The sequence below is a fragment of the Streptomyces sp. ISL-98 genome (assembly GCF_018614055.1).
GTDB lineage: Bacteria > Actinomycetota > Actinomycetes > Streptomycetales > Streptomycetaceae > Streptomyces > Streptomyces spiramyceticus.
Map to the genome: position 1 here is coordinate 72,598 of NZ_JAGGPB010000026.1, position 15,851 is coordinate 88,448.

The following is a 15,851-nucleotide window of genomic DNA, read 5'->3' on the forward strand; positions in this document are numbered from 1 at the left end:
CGGTGCGGGGGCGACGACTTCTCAGTTACAGCGACGCGGTAGCAATTCTCGGCGGCGACAGCGCGGCACTGGCGGCAGCCGACCAGGCGCTGGGCGGGGCGCTGTCGATGGCTACGGGCGGGGCGAGCGATGCGGTGCTCAACGTCTTCGACGCGCAGGGGAGGTTGCTGCGGCTCGGGCGTGACCTGACGGCGGGGCTGCGGGAGCGGCTGGGGTCTTCGGAGCGGGCGGAGCGTACGGAACGGATCGCTGCGGCGCATGCGGTGATCGTGATCACGGCGTTTTTCGAGGCTCTGGGCGAGGCGGAACTACCCTTTGAGCTAGCCGAGTTGCGGCTTACGCGACGCGAGCAGATCGGCTTGGCCGGAGGGTCGGATGCGGCGCACAGCTTTGTCCAGGCGCTGGTTGCCACCGGCACTCCGCAGCCCGCCCCGCATCAGCCGTACGAGCAGGTCCTCACCGAGCTTCGATTCTGGTACATGACCCTCGCCGAACGGCTGCATCGCTTCACCACAGGGCTCGCCGTATGGGACCGCCTGGATGAGACACAGCGGCGCGCGGCCGGGGACATGCTGGGCCCACTGCATCTGACGGCAGTCGAGCGGTATCAGAATCTGTACGTCCAATTGGCACTGGAAGTCCCGGAGTTCGGCTTCTGGTCCGGCCAGATCGAACACCAAGCCACCCGTGCCGACCTGAGGCAGGCGCTGACCGGAGTCGAGTCGGCCCTTGCCGGCCTGACCCCCGTGCGCCCGTTCACCTACGCCGCCGCCTCCCTCGCCACCGGCTACCGCGCAGCCCTGCCCCGTCCCATCCTGGCCGAGGGCGACGCGCCGACCGGCGTCTGCCTGCCCACCCTCGGCGAGGGCTACGTCGACCCCGACTTCCGCGTACGAGCCGTGACCGAAGGCCCCCACGGGCCCGCGGAAGAAGAGTGGTGGGAGACGGCGCCGGTACGGTCCGACCTCACCGAGTACCTTGCGGGCGCCCTCACCTCCATCGCATCCACCACCGCACCCCTCGTCGTCCTCGGCCAGCCCGGGGCCGGGAAGTCCGTACTGACCAAGATCCTCGCGGCCCGGCTGCCCGAGGCAGGCTTCCTGCCCGTACGGATCGTCCTGCGCGAAGTTCCCGCCGACGACGAGGTACAGGACCAGATCGAGCATTCCGTTCGGGCCGCGACCGGCGAGCGGGCGTCGTGGCCGGATCTGATCCGGGCGGCCGAAGGAGCCGTACCTGTCCTGCTCTTCGACGGCTTCGACGAGCTGCTCCAGGCCACCGGCGTCAGCCAGTCCGACTACCTGGTGCGGGTGGCGCGCTTCCAGCAGCGCGAGGCGGACCAGGGGAGGCCGGTGCTGGCTGTCGTCACCAGTCGCACCGCCGTCGCCGACCGTGCGCGCTACCCGGAAGGCGCGGTGGCGCTGCGGCTCGAACCCTTCAGGGAGCAGCAGGTCGAGCGCTGGCTCGACCTGTGGAACCGCCTCAACGAGCCGTACCTCACCGCGAACGGTCTGCGCCCCCTGCCCGCCGCCGTCGCGGCCCGGCACCAGGCCCTCGCGTCCCAGCCGCTGCTCCTGCTGATGCTCGCCCTGTACGACGCCACAGGCAACGCCCTGCAATGCGGCGCGGAGGACGAGCCGCTGGGAGAGGCCGAGCTGTACGAGGAGTTGCTGGCGTCCTTCGCCGTGCGTGAGGTGGGCAAGTCCGCTACGGCACTGACAAAACACCAGCTGGCTCACCGGGTCGAACAGGAGCTCCAGCGGCTCTCCCTGATCTCGTTCGGCATGCTCAACCGGCACCGGCAGTGGATCACCACCGCCGAGCTGGAGCAGGACCTGACCGCGCTTCTCGGCCGCCCGGAGTCACCTCAGGCGGGTTTCCGCGCGCCGCTCGACCAGGCCGAGATCGCGCTTGGCCGTTTCTTCTTCGTCCAGCGGGCCCAGGCACTCCGCGACGACCAGCGGCTGGCGACCTATGAATTCCTGCACGCCACCTTCGGCGAGTACCTCGCCGCCCGTCTCGCCGTACAGCTCCTCCACGGGCTGCTCGACCAGCGCCCGGCGCTCTCCCTCGGCCGGGCGGGCGTCGACGACGACCTGCTGTACGTCCTGCTGTCCTACGCGCCGCTCTCCTCCCGCCAGATGCTCCGCTTCGTCGGCGCCCGCATCGGCCGCATCGCGCCGGAGGACCGGGAGCGGCTCGGTGAGCTCCTTGTCACGGTGATGGCCGACCACCGCAACCGCACGGAGCACCGCTTCGCCGAATACCGGCCGACGGTCCGCGCGACGTCCTCGCGCCACGGCCTGTACGGCGCGAACCTCATGATGCTGACGGTCCTGGTCAGGGACGGAGTCAAGGCGAGCGAAGTGTTCCCCGGGGACGCCAATGCGCCCGGGACCTGGCATCGGTACGTGCTGCTGTGGCGTTCGGCGTTGACCGAACCGGAGTGGACGGATTACGCGATGGCGCTGAGCATCCGCCAGACCTGGAACGGCGACCGGAGGGAACTCGACATCCGACCGGCGGCGGACCTGCTCGACCTTCCGCAGCCGGTGGACGCGTATTGGCTCTATGGACGCCCGCCGGGCCACGAGGACCGCACCACAAGGGTCAGTTGGTCCCGGCCCTACCCGGAGCAGATCCGGCACAAGCTGGCAGTGTCCGGTGGCACCAATGATGCCGTCGTCCTGCACGCGGTCGATCCGGTCTTCAACTGGCTGGGGCCCGCCGTCACCACCTTCGTCGGTACGCCGGAAGGCACCGCCACCTCGGTCGCCCACAGCCTCACGAACCTGTGGCTGGCCGCCCGCCTCGGAGCCTCGGACGCCGACTTGGCCGCCCTGTACGAACACTGCTGCGCCTTCCTCGAACCGTGGTCCGGTCTCGACGACGAGACCCGGCACCGAGCGGTTCTGCTCGTCTTCGGGCAACTGGCCGATGATGCGGCCCGGCTTCCGGATTCTGTGGTGTCCCGTGTTCTGCGTGCAGGGGATGGGGCTCTCAGTCCACAGGCGGTAGAGCTGATGGCGCGCGCGGCCATGTCGGGACTGACAGCGTGCGGGCCCTACGAGGACTCGTCACCACTCTGGCAGGACTGGTGGACTGCCTTGGACAATCTCGTGGAGGTAGACCCGGTCCGGATACTGACCCTCTGGTCCACCAGTCACGGCTCCGGAACGGCCCGACTGGCCCTGGGGATGGCGACCGCCGAGTTCTTGAACCGGGCGAACCCCGACACTTTGCGAAGCATCCCGCCGGAGCTCCTGGACCGCGTCCGCAGGCTCGCCGCAGCGTACGAACTGCCCTGACCACCCGTCACCCCACATCAAGCGCATTCCGCAGCCCCAACCGGTACCGCGCCCGGTCGTGACGCTTCAGGAACTCGATCTCCGGCGGCCGGAACAGCGGCGTCACCGTGCACCGCGGCGCCGTCGAACCGGTCCGGTCGAGCAGTGCGTTGACCGCCGCGCGGGCCGACGCGTTGGCGCCCTCCATCGTGGCCAGGTCGATGTCGACGGACACATAGTCGCCCGACAGGAAGAAGTTGGGGATCTTCGTCGCCGCCGACGGGCGGTTGTGGAGCGTACCCACGGGGTGGATCAGCAGCTCGTCCTCGTTCGTCGGGTTCGGCGTGCCTATGCCGTCGACGCCCGGGTCGAGGAACCACGAGTGCAGCGTGCTGTCGCGCAGCACCGTCTTGCCCGTGTCGTTGAGCGCCGCCTTGAGCTGGGCCCACACCTCGCGCGCGACCTCCTCGCGGGTGCACTGCTTGGCTGTCTTCCCGTACAGGATCCCGGGCTTGTCCCATTCCGAGATGTCCACGGACAGGCAGTCCGCCGCAGTCCCGTCGCCGTAGTCGGCGGGGAAGTCGCGGTCCGGCCAGTGCTGGGCCTGGGCGATCGCGGTCAGTGACCAGGGGGAGTCGACGCAGTTCAGGTGGCCGTGCAGAATCGGCGTCCGCTCCGTCAGATAGAACTGGATGCCCGTCATCCAGTCCGTCCGCAGCTTGTCGCAGCGCGCCAACTGCGGGTCCGCAGCACGCATTTCGGCGCTCCAGGTCCGCCGTGCGTGTTCCACCGGCAGGGCCGAGACGTAGTGGTCGGCGATCACGGTCTGCCGTACGCCTCCGGGGTCCTCGATCATCGCCGCCGAGATCTTCCCCGTGGCCGGGTCGTACTTCATCTCCCGTACGGTCCAGCCGACCCGGAAGTCGACGCCGAGGTCCCGCAGGTGGTCCACCCACGGGTCGATCCACGCCTCATTGGTCGGGGCATTGAGCAGCCGGTCCGGCGGCCCGTCCGCCCCGCGGCCGAGGGCGTTCAGGACGAAGGCTTCGCCGAGTGTGCCGACCGTGCGGGTGCTGGCCTCCTCCGCCTTCGTCGCGACGATGTTGCGGGTGACGCCGATGGCGAGGAGGCGCTGGTAGTCCTTGGACATCCGCTCGGCGCGCACGAACTCCCACCAGGGCGTGCGCTCCCATGTGGTGTCGCGCCGCTCGTCGCAGCTGGTGAGGAAGATGAGGACACGGTTCACGAAGTACGCGGTCTCGTACGCCGGCAGACCGGCGGCAGTTTCGAGGATGGCGGTCAGCGCGCGGCGGATGTCGTCGAGGGTGAGGTCGGCCGGCTGGTGGCCGGGCCAGGGGATCGGTATCCGGATGTCTTCGCGGCCCGTGCGCGCCATCATCATTTCCCTCGGCGCGACGAGGTTGTCGTGGACACCGTTGGGGTTGCCGGGGAAGGGGATGCGGCGCATCGTGTCCGGCAGGTTGTGGTAGATGCCGGGGATGAAACGGAAGCCGTGCTCGGCGGGGAGCGGTTTTCGGCCGCCCTTCGCGCTGTTCGGTACGTCCATGCTGCGGGCCTTGCCGCCGAGCGCGCGCCGCTCGTACAGCGTGACCGCGAAGCCCCGCTCGGCGAGTTCGTGCGCTGCGGTGAGGCCCGCGACCCCGCCGCCGAGGACGGCGACCGACCGGCCTGCGGTACGCCGACGAGTGGCCGCGAGCGCGGGCACGGGTGCCCCGCCGATGGCCACCGCTCCGCCGGCCGCCACCGCCCCGGCCACGAACGTACGTCTGGAACTGCCCATGCCCCATCCCCCTTACGGAATCGCCGACTTACCGGCGGTAACGTGCGCGTCAGGCGCTGGAGCATACGGACGCCACCTCGGACCCGGAAGGCGCGTGCGGACCCACCCGTACATTGGCGCGAAAGGGCCGCAGTGGCCGCAGGCACAATAAGGACATGTCCCGACGCACCTCGCGCCCCGCGCGCCACCCGCAGCGCCCGTCCCTCGCCGCCGCAGCCCCCTGCCCCTGCGGCCTCCCCGCCACCTACGGCCAGTGCTGCGGACGCTTCCACTCCGGCGCCTCCGCCGCGCCCACCGCCGAGCTCCTCATGCGCTCCCGCTACAGCGCTTTCGTCGCCCAGGACGCGGCGTACCTGCTCCGCACCTGGCATCCCGACACCCGGCCGCCGGCCGTCGACTTCGATACGGACATGCAGTGGCAGGGCCTGGACATCCTCGTTACCACCGACGGCACCGCCTTCCACACCACAGGCACCGTCACCTTCCGTGCCCACTACACCCACCAGGGTGAGCCCGGGGAACTCCACGAGCAGAGCCGCTTCGTACGGCACGAGGGCGCCTGGGTCTACCTGGATGCGGCCTTTGCGCGCTGATCATGACCTCTCGGCCCTCGGCGCATGGCGGTACCGGCTGACGCGGTGCCCGTAGGGGAACAGCGCCGCAGGCACCGCAACCCGCACCCCCACCCCCGCCCGCGGAGCGCCCAAGGCACCCTAGGGGCGTGACGTCACTTCCTCATCAGGGTCAACACGCCCCCCGCCAGCACCACATGATCGTAAGTGGCGACGACGCGCTCGCTCACCGCCTGGCCGCCGAACTGCGCGAGGTGTACGGGGAGCAGGTGACCCTCGTCGTGCCGCCCGCCCGCGACTCGCGCCGCCCTCCGGAGCCCCTCGCTGGCCGAGGGCCCGGCCGGGCGTCCGCCCTGTTAGGGCGGGTGTCCGCCGTCATGAACCGCAACGCCGCCGCCACGGCCAACGCCACCACCCCCGCCGACCCGCACATCGACGACGGCCCGGCGGACCTCGTGCGCGTCGTGGAGGCGTCGGAGCTCGACGACGTCGCCCTCGCCGAGGCCGGCGTCGAGCAGGCCGCCGCGCTCGCCCTCGTCCACGACGACGACGAGATCAACATCCGCGCCGCGCTGACCGCCCGCCGGCTCAACCCCCATCTGCGGCTGGTGATCCGCCTCTACAACCGCAAGCTCGGCCAGCATCTCGAAGAACTCCTCGACCAGGCCTCGGCCGTCGCCACACCAGGCCTGAACGCCGCCGACCTGGACGCCGCAACCACCGTCCTCTCGGACGCCGACACCGCGGCGCCCGCCCTGGCCGCCACCGCCGTCGCGGGCACCAGCAAGGTCGTCCAGGCCGACGGCCTGCTCCTGCGCGCCGTCGAACGCAACCCGCCCGCACGCGGCGAAGTCGCCGACCCCGGGCTCTGCACGCTCGCGCTGCTCTCCTCCACCACCACCAACCCCGCCGGGGCCGAGGGTTCGGACCGCAGCGGCGAGGAAGCCCCGCGCCTGCTGCCCGACGACCGCACTGTCGCCGCCGCGACGGGCCGGGGCACCATCGTGCTCGAAGCCCTCTCCTACACGGGTACGACACCACCGCCCGGCAGGCTTGCGGGCCGCGGCGTGCCGCTCGCGGAACTCTTCTCCCGCCGCCTCCTGTGGGCCATCGCCGGACTCGCGTCCGCCGTCCTCGGCCTCGCGGTCGCCTCCTGGCTCACCACCGGCGACCACCCGCTGCACGCCGCCTACGTCACGCTGCTCGACCTCTTCGCGATCAACGACCCCGCGGTGGGCGAAGAGCTCGACCGCCAGATCCTCCAACTCCTCGCCGGACTCGCCGGGATGCTGCTCCTCCCCGTGCTTTTCGCGGCCGTACTCCAGGTACTCGGCACCCTCCGCAGCGCCTCCGGGCTGCGCCGCCCGCCGCGCGGGCTCTCCGGTCATGTCGTGCTGCTCGGGCTCGGCAAGGTCGGCACCCGCGTGCTGGCCCGGCTGCGTGAACTCGACATCCCCGTCGTGTGCGTGGAGGAGGACCCCGAGGCCCGCGGGATTCCGCTCGCCCGCCGCCTGCGCGTACCGACCGTGATCGGCGACGTGACGCAGGAGGGCGTCCTGGAGGCCGCCAAGATCCACCGCGCGCACGCCATGCTCGCCCTCACCAGCGCCGACACGACCAACCTCGAAGCCGCCCTGTACGGCCGCTCCGTCAAGCCCGACCTGCGCGTGGCCCTGCGCCTGTACGACGACGACTTCGCCACCGCCGTCTACCGCACCCTGCGCGCCGCCCACCCCCGCGCCCTGACCCGCAGCCGCAGCGTGTCCCACCTCGCCGCGCCCGCCTTCGCCGGGGCCATGATGGGGCGTCAGATCCTGGGCGCCATACCGGTCGAGCGCACGGTGCTGCTCTTCGCCGCGATCGACGTGGCGGGCCAGCCGCTGCTCGAAGGGCGCAAGGTCGCCGACGCCTTCAGCTCCGGCGCGTGGCGCCTGCTGGCCCTGGACAGCGCCACCCCGGCCGACCGCCGCAGCGATCTGAGCGCCGCACCCGTGGACGACGGCGAAGGCAAAGGCAACGGCACACGGCGACCGCCGCGCCTGATCTGGGACCTTGACCCCGGCTACGTACTGCGCCCGGAGGACCGCGTCGTGCTCGCCGCCACCCGCCGGGGCCTCGCCGAACTCCTCGGCAGGCGGCCGGTTCCGCACGTCGGGGCCGACGGGCGGACGGTCTGACCCCTCGCATCAGTGCCTCAACGGCCGGTTCCTTTCCGGTTTCCGGCAATCCTTATGCTGGAACGTGTGACGGAACGAGCGGTGTCCCAAGAGGTGTCCGAGGAGCATTCCGAGGAGTACCTGGACGGCTATGCCCGGATCCTGGCGGACGTCTCCGCCACCGGCCGCCGTCTGACCCGCAGCGAACTGGACTCGCGCCGCGCCCTCGGGGAACGCGCCGCCGAAGCCGGCCACGGCCTGCGCGCCCTCGTCGGCCGGCACCTGGCGGCCACCCGCGCCGCCTGGCCGCATGCCACCGCCTCTCACGACAGGGTCCTCGCCGCCGTGGAGCAGGCCGTCGACGCCTTCGCCGAGGGGTACGAGAGGGCCCAGTATCTGGCCGTACGCCAGGAGGAGGCGGCCAGGCGCGAGTTCATCGACGACCTCCTCCACGGGCGAAGCGACCTGGGCCGACTCTCCGCGCGCGCCGAGCGCTTCGGCCTGCGGCTCTCGCAGGCCCACGCCGTCGCGGTCGCCGAGGGCGCCGAAGCGTACGAGGACACCGACGCGGTCACCCGCCGGGTGGACGCCGAACTCATAGGCCGCTTCGGCGACCGGCGCATCCTGCTCGCCACCAAGGACGGCCGGCTGATCTGCATCGTCCCCGGCGACCAGGCCGACGTGCTCGGCCACTTCGCGAAGCGGGCGCACGACGCCACGAACGGCGGCCGCGTCGCCATCGGCCGCGCGCACCCGGGCGCGGGCGGCGTGGTCCACTCGTACGAAGAAGCGCTCAGCGCCCTCGAACTGGCCGACCGCATGGCGATCGACGAACCCGTCCTGCGCGCCGCCGACCTGCTGGTCTTCCCGGTCCTCACCCGTGACCGGCAGGCCATGGCCGACCTCGTGGTGAGCGCGCTCGGCCCCCTCCGGAAGGCCCGCGGCGGCGCCGGGCCACTGCTGGAGACGCTCAGCGTGTACTTCGACTCCGGCTGCGTGGCGGCCGAGGCGGCCCGGCGGCTCAGCCTGAGCGTGCGGGCGCTGACGTACCGGCTGGAGCGCATTCAGCAGCTCACCGGATCCGACCCGGCGGACCCGCTGCACCGCTACACGCTCCAGACCGCCGTGATCGGCGCGCGGCTGCTCGACTGGCCCGCCAAGGACATCTGAGCCGCCGGATACCCTGGGCCCCGTTGTGATTCAAGGGCACCATGAGGAGAAACCGCCGTGGCCGAGTCCGCCATACCGCCGCCCGACCCACTCGCTCCCACAGGCATGCCTCTTGGAGCCGCGCGGCGCAGGCTCGTCCGGATCTTCACGGCTTTTGTTGCGCTGATCGCACTGATTCACTCCAGCATGCTGCTGCTCTACGTCGCCACGGACTTCCCGCTCTCCAAGACCTATACAAAACAGGTCAATGGGTGGATGCGGCCGCTTTTCCCGCAGGACTGGAGCATTTTCGCCCCGGAGCCTTCGAAGTTCAATCAGCATCTTGAAGTGCGCGCCAACGTCGACGGCACATTCGGCCGGTGGATCGACCTCACCGCACACGACAACGCGGCGTACCGGGGCGAAGTGCTCCCCAGCATCGAAGACCAGCTCGTGCTGCGCCGGGCCATTTCCCAGTACCGGACGAACGCGGCACGCGGGAATGCGACCGAGGCCACCGGCCGCTCGGCGCGCTATCTGCTCAACGTCATTCTGGTCAGGCTCGACGACATGGGGGAGAAGCCGGGTCAGGCCGTCCAACTCCGTCTGAAAAGCACCCGGATACCGCCGCCCGGATACCAGGGTTCCGTCATGCGCCCGCAGTATCGGACTCTCGGATACTGGAAGGTCCGCTCATGACCGTACGTGCAGCCCTCGCCCTCGGACGGGAATCCGCGGGAGGCCTCGGCCGCCAAGTCGCCGGGAGGGCCAGGAATCTGACCCTCCAGCCGCTCGCCCTCTACAGCGCGGCCGCGATCCGTATCGGCCTCGCCGGGCTCTACCTGATCCACCTGCTCCGCGAATCGGTACGCGCCGACCGGCTCTGGGGGCCGGGATCCCCGTTCACCCCGGAGCTCTTCGACCAGACGATGAAGGCCCGGGGCTGGGACGGCGCGTTCTCCTGGTGGTACTCCCTCCTCGCCACGGACAGCTCGCTCGTCTTCTGGTCCTGGTACGCGCTGGCCGTCGTGGTGAGCGCGCTGCTGATGCTCGGCTGGCACACCCGCGCGACGGCCCCCGCCTTCTGCTTCCTCGTGGTGGCCTTCTACATCCGTGGATCCATGGCCAACAGCGGCTGGGCACTGCTGAGTCTGCTGTTCGCCAATTTCCTTGTTTTCGTCGCCTCGGGCCGCCACTGGTCACTGGACGCGCGCCGCCGGGCCCGCAGCAAGGGAACCTCGAAATTCGTGTTCTGGGGCGCGGAGACGGAGGAACTCCGCCGGCGCATGGTCACCGTTCTGCACAACGGCGGCATGGCGATGATCGCCCTCCAGGTGGTGGTCATCTACGGTTCCGCGGCCATGTACAAAATCCAGGGCGAGTCCTGGCGCAATGGCACGGCCCTCTATTACTCGATGATGTACGACGACTTCTCCACCTGGCCTGAACTCTCGGCCTGGGTGGCGAGTTACGGGACGTTCGCGGCCGTCATGGCGTACGTCACCGTATTCTCCCAGATGCTTTTCCCTGCGCTCGTATTCAACCGGCGCCTCAAGTACTGCATCCTTGTCGTCATGCTGGCCACGCATATCGGGATCGGCATTCTGATGGCGCTGCCGATGTTCTCCGCCATCACCATCGTCGGCGACCTGGTCTTTCTGCCGACCACGTTCTGGCTGGCCGCGACGCGCCTGGTCCGGACGCTGCGGGCGCGGGAGGAGAAGCCCGAAGAGACAGTCCGGCCACCCCGTGAAGCGGAAGCGGAAGCGGAGGCCGAGGCCGAGGTCGAGGTCAGCTCCTCGGCGTAGGCGGTGGTGTGGAATTCCACGTCGGGTCGAGCGGTGCTGCGCTGGGCAGACTGCAATGACAGCTACCGGTCAGAGGGGGCGGCATGGCGGACTTCGCGGTGATCGGCGGCGGCATCGGCGGCCTCGCGGCGGCGCTCCTCACCGCCCGGCGCGGCCACCGGGTGACCGTCTTCGAACGGGACAGCCGCGCGCCGGGCCACGACCTCGACCAGGACTTCTTCGACTGGCGGCGCCCCGGCGTACCGCAGGCCGCCCAGCCCCACCACCTGCTCGGCGCCGCCCGCGCCGTACTCCTGGCCGAGGCTCCCGATGTGTACGAAAGCGCCCTGCGGCTCGGCGCCCGCGAACGGCACGAACTGGACTGGTTCGACGAGCGCCCCCCGCACCGCCCCGGCGACGAGAACCTGGTCGTGCTCCAGGCCCGCCGCATCGTCCTCGAAACCGCGCTCACCGACGCACTCCGGGCCGAGCCGCGAGCCCATGTGCGGTACGGCGAACCGGTCACCGGGCTGCTCGTCGACCCGTCCGCGAGCCCCCCGCGCGTGCGCGGCGTACGTACGCAACTCGGGGCGTACGAAGCCGAGTTGGTGATCGACGCGGGCGGCCGCCGCTGTGGTACGGGGGACTGGCTGACCGGGGCGGGCTGCCGGCCCCCGGTGGTGGAGCGGCACCGTACCGGCATCGCGTACTTCTGCCGCTGGTACCGCCTGCCCGACGGGCGGCTCGACGGCCCCACCAGGCCCTGGACCGTGACCGGCGGGACCTTCGCGGGCTGCGCCGTCTTCCCCGCCGACAACGGGCTGTTCGCCGTCACCCTCTTCGTCCACACCGAGGACCCGTCGCGCGGCTCGCTGCGCGACCCGGCCGTCTTCGAGGCGGCGGCCCGTACGTTCCCGCCCGGGGCGGCCTGGCTGGAGCTGGGGGCCGAGCCGCTCTGCCCGGTCCTGGCAACGGCCGGGCTCGACAACCGGTGGAGCGCACTCGTCGACGAACAGGGCCCGGTCGCCGCGGGCATCGTCGGCATCGGCGACTCCATCACCCACACCAACCCGACCATGGCGCAGGGCGCATCGCTCGCGCTGTGGGCGGCGCACAGGCTCGCGCGCGAAGTGGACGGGGAGCGGGGCCGGGACCCCGGCTCGCCGGACTTCGCCGCCGACCACCACGACTGGGCGATGCGGACCCTCAAGCCCTGGTTCGACTTCCAGGTCGTCACCGACAGTGCGATCGGCGAGCGCTTCGCCAACCGGGAGTTCCGTGCCGGGCCGGCCCGCGAGATGGCGGCCTTGTTCGAGTGCGCGCTGGTGGACCCGGAGGTGATGCGGGCGCGCGCCAGGGTCCGGCACCTGGCGGCGACGCCGACCGAGGCGTACGGAGCCCCGGAGGTCAGGGAACGGGTCGAGTCGTGGCTCGCCGCGCATCCGGACTACGTGCCGAACGCGGTGGGCCCCGACCGAAAGGAGTGGGAGAAGATCACCGCGACCTGAGGACGTCCGCGAGGTCGTAGCTGACCGGCTCCTCCAACTGGGCGTACGTACAGCTCTCGGGCGTACGGTCCTCCCGCCACCGGCGGAACCGGGCGGTGTGCCGGAAACGGTCGCCCTCCATGTGGTCGTACGCCACCTCGCACACGGCCTCCGGCCGCAACGGCACCCACGACAGGTCCTTCTTGCCCGACCAGCGGCTCGGGGCGCCGGGCATCCGGCTCTGCTCATGGGCGGACTCGTCCGACCAGGTGGCCCACGGGTGGCCCTCGGCCTCGGGCGACTCCATGCGCAGCGGTCCCAGTTCGGCCACCAGCTCCTCGCGACGGCGCATCGGGAACGCCGCGGACACCCCTACGTGCTGGAGTGTGCCCGCGTCGTCGTACAGGCCGAGGAGCAGCGAGCCGACGACGGGGCCGCTCTTGTGGAACCGGTATCCGGCGACGACGCAGTCCGCGGTTCGCTCGTGCTTGATCTTGTACATCAGGCGGGTGTCCTGGCGGTACGGCATGGCCTGCGGCTTGGCCACCACACCGTCGAGACCGGCGCCCTCGTACTGCTGAAACCACTCGCGGGCCACCTCGATGTCGGTGGTCGCGGGCACCAGATGAACCGGGGCGGGCGCTCCGTCGAGTGCGCCGGTCAGGGTGGCGCGGCGGTCCTTGAACGGGGCGTCGACCAGCGAGTCGTTGCCTAGAGCCAGCAGGTCGAACGCGATGAAGCTGGCCGGAGTGCGCTCGGCGAGCAGCCTCACGCGGGAATCCGCCGGGTGGATGCGCTCGCTGAGACGGTCGAAGTCGAGCCTGCCCTCGTAGGCGATCACGATCTCGCCGTCCATGACACAGCGGTCGGGCAGCGCCGCGAGCAGCGAATCGACGAGCTCGGGAAAGTAGCGGGTCAGCGGCTTGCCCGACCTGCTGCCGATCTCCACCTCGTCGCCGTCGCGAAAGACGATCGCCCGGAAGCCGTCCCACTTGGCCTCGTAGTGCATGCCGGGGCCGGGCGGGATCTCGGCCACCGACTTGGCCAGCATCGGTTTCACGGGCGGCATCACCGGCAGGTCCATACACCGATTCTGCGGGCATTTGCCCTGAAATGCTCGGCATGCATCCCCCTTCTGCCCTCGGTATGCGTCATATGGCCGTCCGGCTTAGCGTGGCGGACATGGGTGATGCGGTGGAGCTGACAGCCGGCGGGCGGACCGTACGGCTGTCCAGCCCCGACAAGATCTACTTCCCGGAGCGCGGCTACACCAAGTGGGACGTGGCCCAGTACTTCCTTGCCGTCGGCGACGGAATCACCCGCGCCCTGCGCGATCGCCCGACCACGCTCCAGCGCTTCATCGAAGGCATCGAGGGCGAGTTCTTCTACCAGAAGCGCGCCCCCAAGAACCTGCCCGACTGGATCCCCACCGCCCGCATCGCCTTCCCCAGCGGCCGCGAGGCGCACGAGATCTGCCCCACCGAACCGGCCGCCGTCATCTGGGCGGCGAACCTGGGATGCCTCACCTTCCACCCCTGGCCGGTACGCCGCGAACGCACCGAACACCCCGACGAACTGCGCATCGACCTCGACCCCCAGCCCGGCACGGACTTCGCGGACGCCGTCAGAGTCGCCCACGAACTCCATACGCTCCTCGACGAGCAGGGCCTGCGCGGCTGGCCCAAGACCTCCGGCGGACGCGGCCTCCACGTCTTCGTCCCGATCGAACCCCGCTGGACGTTCCCCCAGGTACGCCGCGCCGCGATCGCCGTCGGCCGCGAACTGGAACGGCGGATGCCGGGCCGGGTGACCACCGCCTGGTGGAAGGAGGAGCGCGGCGAGCGGATCTTCGTGGACTACAACCAGACAGCCCGCGACCGTACGATCGCCTCCGCCTACTCCGTGCGGCCGTACCCCCACGCACCCGTCTCGGCGCCGCTGACCTGGGACGAACTCGACGAGGCCGTGCCCCAGGACTTCGACCTGGTCACCATGCCGACGCGCTTCGCCGAACTGGGCGACATCCACGCCGACATGGACGACCACGCCTTCGGCCTGGAGGGCCTCCTGGAACTCGCCGCCCGCGACGAACGCGACCACGGCCTCGGCGAGCTGCCGTACCCGCCGGACTACCCGAAGATGCCGGGCGAGCCGAAGCGCGTCCAGCCGAGCCGGGCGAAGCACAAGAAGGAAGAATGAGCCGCTAAGGCTTGAGCAGCGTCTTGATCATGCCGTCCTCCTTGGCCTGGAACATCTCGTACGCCCTCGGCCCGTCCGCCAGCGGCATGGTGTGCGTGGCGAAACCCTCCACTCCCAGCGGATCCGTGTCGTCGAGGAGCGGCAGGATGTCGTCGACCCACCGCTTGACGTTGGCCTGGCCCATCCGCAGCTGGATCTGCTTGTCGAAGAGGGTCAGCATCGGCATCGGGTCCGCCGCGCCGCCGTACACACCGGCAAGGGAGATCGTGCCGCCCCGGCGTACGACGTCGATCGCGGTGTACAGGGCGTGCAGCCGGTCCACTCCCGCGTGTTCCATCAGCGGCTTGGCGACGGCGTCGGGCAGCAGGCCGGTGATCCACTGCGCGGCCTTGGCGACGGGGGCGCCGTGGGCCTCCATGCCGACGGCGTCGATCACGGAGTCGGTGCCCCGGCCGTTGGTCCGGTCGCGGATGGCGTCGGGGAGCTCCTTCCCGTAATTGCGCAGGTCGAGCGTCTTGACGCCGTGGGCGCTCGCGCGGGCCAGCCGCTCCGGCACCAGGTCGACGCCGATCACCAGGCCGGCGCCCCGGTGCAGGGCGACACGGGCGGCCATCTCGCCGATCGGCCCCAGGCCGAGGACGGTGACGCTGCCGCCGGGCGGAATCGCCGCGTACTCGACGGCCTGCCAGGCGGTGGGCAGCACATCGGAGAGATAGACGTACCGTTCGTCGGGCGGCCCCTCGGGCACCTTGACCGGCAGGTTGTCACCGAACGGCACCCGCAGGAACTCTGCCTGCCCGCCCGGGACTTGGCCGTACAGCTTGGTGTATCCGAACAGCGACGCACCCGTGCCGCGCTCCCGCACCTGGGTGGTCTCGCACTGCGAGTGGAGCCCCTGGTCGCACATGAAGCAGTCGCCGCAGGAGACATTGAAGGGGATCACGACCCGGTCGCCCGGCGCGAGCGTGGAGACACCGGCGCCCACTTCCTCGACGATGCCCATGGGCTCGTGTCCGAGGATGTCCCCCGGGTCCAGATAGGGGCCGAGCACCTCGTACAGGTGCAGGTCGGAACCGCAGATGCCGGTCGACGTGATCCGGACGATCACATCGGTCGGCTCTTTGAGCTGCGGGTCGGGCACCGTCTCCACCCGTACGTCCCGCTTGCCGTGCCAGGTCAGTGCGCGCACCGTTCTCACCTCTTCACGTGGTCTCTGAAGCGTGGTCTCGTCCCGCGGTCTCTGTCCCCCAGCGCGTCCCCACTGAGGTCGCCGCCATGCGTCCGGCACCGGATGCGATCAGCACTTCCTTGGGTTGCTATGAGAGAAGTGGGCCGGAGCGGCCGATTCCGGGCTGCTCACACCGCCACTGGAAATTGCACGACGCCCACAGCGCAGCAGCAGCAGCAGCAGGA

11 protein-coding genes are annotated in these 15,851 nt (G+C 70.6%); 8 read left to right on the forward strand and 3 right to left on the reverse strand.

Features of this window, described 5'->3' with window-relative positions:
• The first annotated feature begins 2 nt into the window (after positions 1 to 2).
• A complete protein-coding gene (locus J7I98_RS18830; RefSeq protein ID WP_214921904.1) occupies positions 3 to 3,308 on the forward strand; it encodes an NACHT domain-containing NTPase in 3,306 nt (1,101 codons plus the stop codon).
• A gap of 7 nt (positions 3,309 to 3,315) precedes the next feature.
• On the opposite strand, the gene J7I98_RS18835 is transcribed toward J7I98_RS18830, so the two are convergent.
• The gene (locus J7I98_RS18835) at positions 3,316 to 5,088 is read right to left on the reverse strand and encodes an FAD-dependent oxidoreductase (RefSeq protein ID WP_214921905.1); all 1,773 of its coding nucleotides are present in this window, start codon (positions 5,086 to 5,088) and stop codon (positions 3,316 to 3,318) included.
• A gap of 155 nt (positions 5,089 to 5,243) precedes the next feature.
• Here J7I98_RS18835 and J7I98_RS18840 point away from each other — a divergent pair, with 155 nt between their 5' ends.
• The 6 genes from J7I98_RS18840 to J7I98_RS18865 all read left to right on the forward strand — a co-directional run bounded on the left by J7I98_RS18840 (position 5,244) and on the right by J7I98_RS18865 (position 12,260).
• Positions 5,244 to 5,681 carry a YchJ family protein gene (locus J7I98_RS18840; RefSeq protein WP_214921906.1) on the forward strand — a complete coding sequence of 146 codons (438 nt, stop codon included), beginning with the start codon at positions 5,244 to 5,246 and terminating at the stop codon, positions 5,679 to 5,681.
• Positions 5,682 to 5,857: 176 nt separating this feature from the next.
• Positions 5,858 to 7,837 carry an NAD-binding protein gene (locus J7I98_RS18845; protein WP_214921907.1) on the forward strand — a complete coding sequence of 660 codons (1,980 nt, stop codon included), beginning with the start codon at positions 5,858 to 5,860 and terminating at the stop codon, positions 7,835 to 7,837.
• A gap of 66 nt (positions 7,838 to 7,903) precedes the next feature.
• Positions 7,904 to 8,986, forward strand: coding sequence for a PucR family transcriptional regulator (locus J7I98_RS18850; RefSeq protein ID WP_374225148.1), 1,083 nt, complete (start codon positions 7,904 to 7,906; stop codon positions 8,984 to 8,986).
• Between the two features lie 57 nt (positions 8,987 to 9,043).
• Positions 9,044 to 9,664, forward strand: coding sequence for a DUF5819 family protein (locus J7I98_RS18855; protein ID WP_214921909.1), 621 nt, complete (start codon positions 9,044 to 9,046; stop codon positions 9,662 to 9,664).
• On the forward strand, positions 9,661 to 10,773 hold the full coding sequence (locus J7I98_RS18860) for an HTTM domain-containing protein (protein ID WP_214921910.1): 1,113 nt from the start codon (positions 9,661 to 9,663) through the stop codon (positions 10,771 to 10,773). Before J7I98_RS18855 ends, J7I98_RS18860 begins: the two co-directional genes overlap by 4 nt.
• Positions 10,774 to 10,856: 83 nt before the next feature.
• Entirely contained in the window at positions 10,857 to 12,260 is a 1,404-nt protein-coding gene (locus J7I98_RS18865) for an NAD(P)/FAD-dependent oxidoreductase (RefSeq protein ID WP_214921911.1), read from the forward strand.
• Here the strand turns inward: J7I98_RS18865 and J7I98_RS18870 are convergent.
• Entirely contained in the window at positions 12,247 to 13,323 is a 1,077-nt protein-coding gene (locus J7I98_RS18870; protein WP_214921912.1) for an ATP-dependent DNA ligase, read from the reverse strand. The genes J7I98_RS18865 and J7I98_RS18870 overlap by 14 nt on opposite strands.
• A 98-nt stretch (positions 13,324 to 13,421) precedes the next feature.
• On the opposite strand from J7I98_RS18870, the gene ligD reads away from it, so the two are divergent.
• Entirely contained in the window at positions 13,422 to 14,438 is a 1,017-nt protein-coding gene (ligD, locus tag J7I98_RS18875; protein ID WP_214921913.1) for a non-homologous end-joining DNA ligase, read from the forward strand.
• 4 nt (positions 14,439 to 14,442) lie between these two features.
• Here the strand turns inward: ligD and J7I98_RS18880 are convergent, their stop codons facing one another.
• Positions 14,443 to 15,627 carry a zinc-dependent alcohol dehydrogenase gene (locus J7I98_RS18880; protein ID WP_214921914.1) on the reverse strand — a complete coding sequence of 395 codons (1,185 nt, stop codon included), beginning with the start codon at positions 15,625 to 15,627 and terminating at the stop codon, positions 14,443 to 14,445.
• Positions 15,628 to 15,851: the final 224 nt, after the last annotated feature.

Bases quoted from the DNA above. Each gene is read 5' to 3' on its own strand.
- J7I98_RS18835 (WP_214921905.1), bottom strand. From the start codon at position 5,088: ATGGGCAGTTCCAGACGTACGTTCGTGGCCGGGGCGGTGGCGGCCGGC.
- J7I98_RS18840 (WP_214921906.1), top strand. From the start codon at position 5,244: ATGTCCCGACGCACCTCGCGCCCCGCGCGCCACCCGCAGCGCCCGTCC.
- J7I98_RS18845 (WP_214921907.1), top strand. From the start codon at position 5,858: ATGATCGTAAGTGGCGACGACGCGCTCGCTCACCGCCTGGCCGCCGAA.
- J7I98_RS18860 (WP_214921910.1), top strand. From the start codon at position 9,661: ATGACCGTACGTGCAGCCCTCGCCCTCGGACGGGAATCCGCGGGAGGC.
- J7I98_RS18865 (WP_214921911.1), top strand. From the start codon at position 10,857: ATGGCGGACTTCGCGGTGATCGGCGGCGGCATCGGCGGCCTCGCGGCG.
- J7I98_RS18870 (WP_214921912.1), bottom strand. From the start codon at position 13,323: ATGGACCTGCCGGTGATGCCGCCCGTGAAACCGATGCTGGCCAAGTCG.
- ligD (WP_214921913.1), top strand. From the start codon at position 13,422: ATGGGTGATGCGGTGGAGCTGACAGCCGGCGGGCGGACCGTACGGCTG.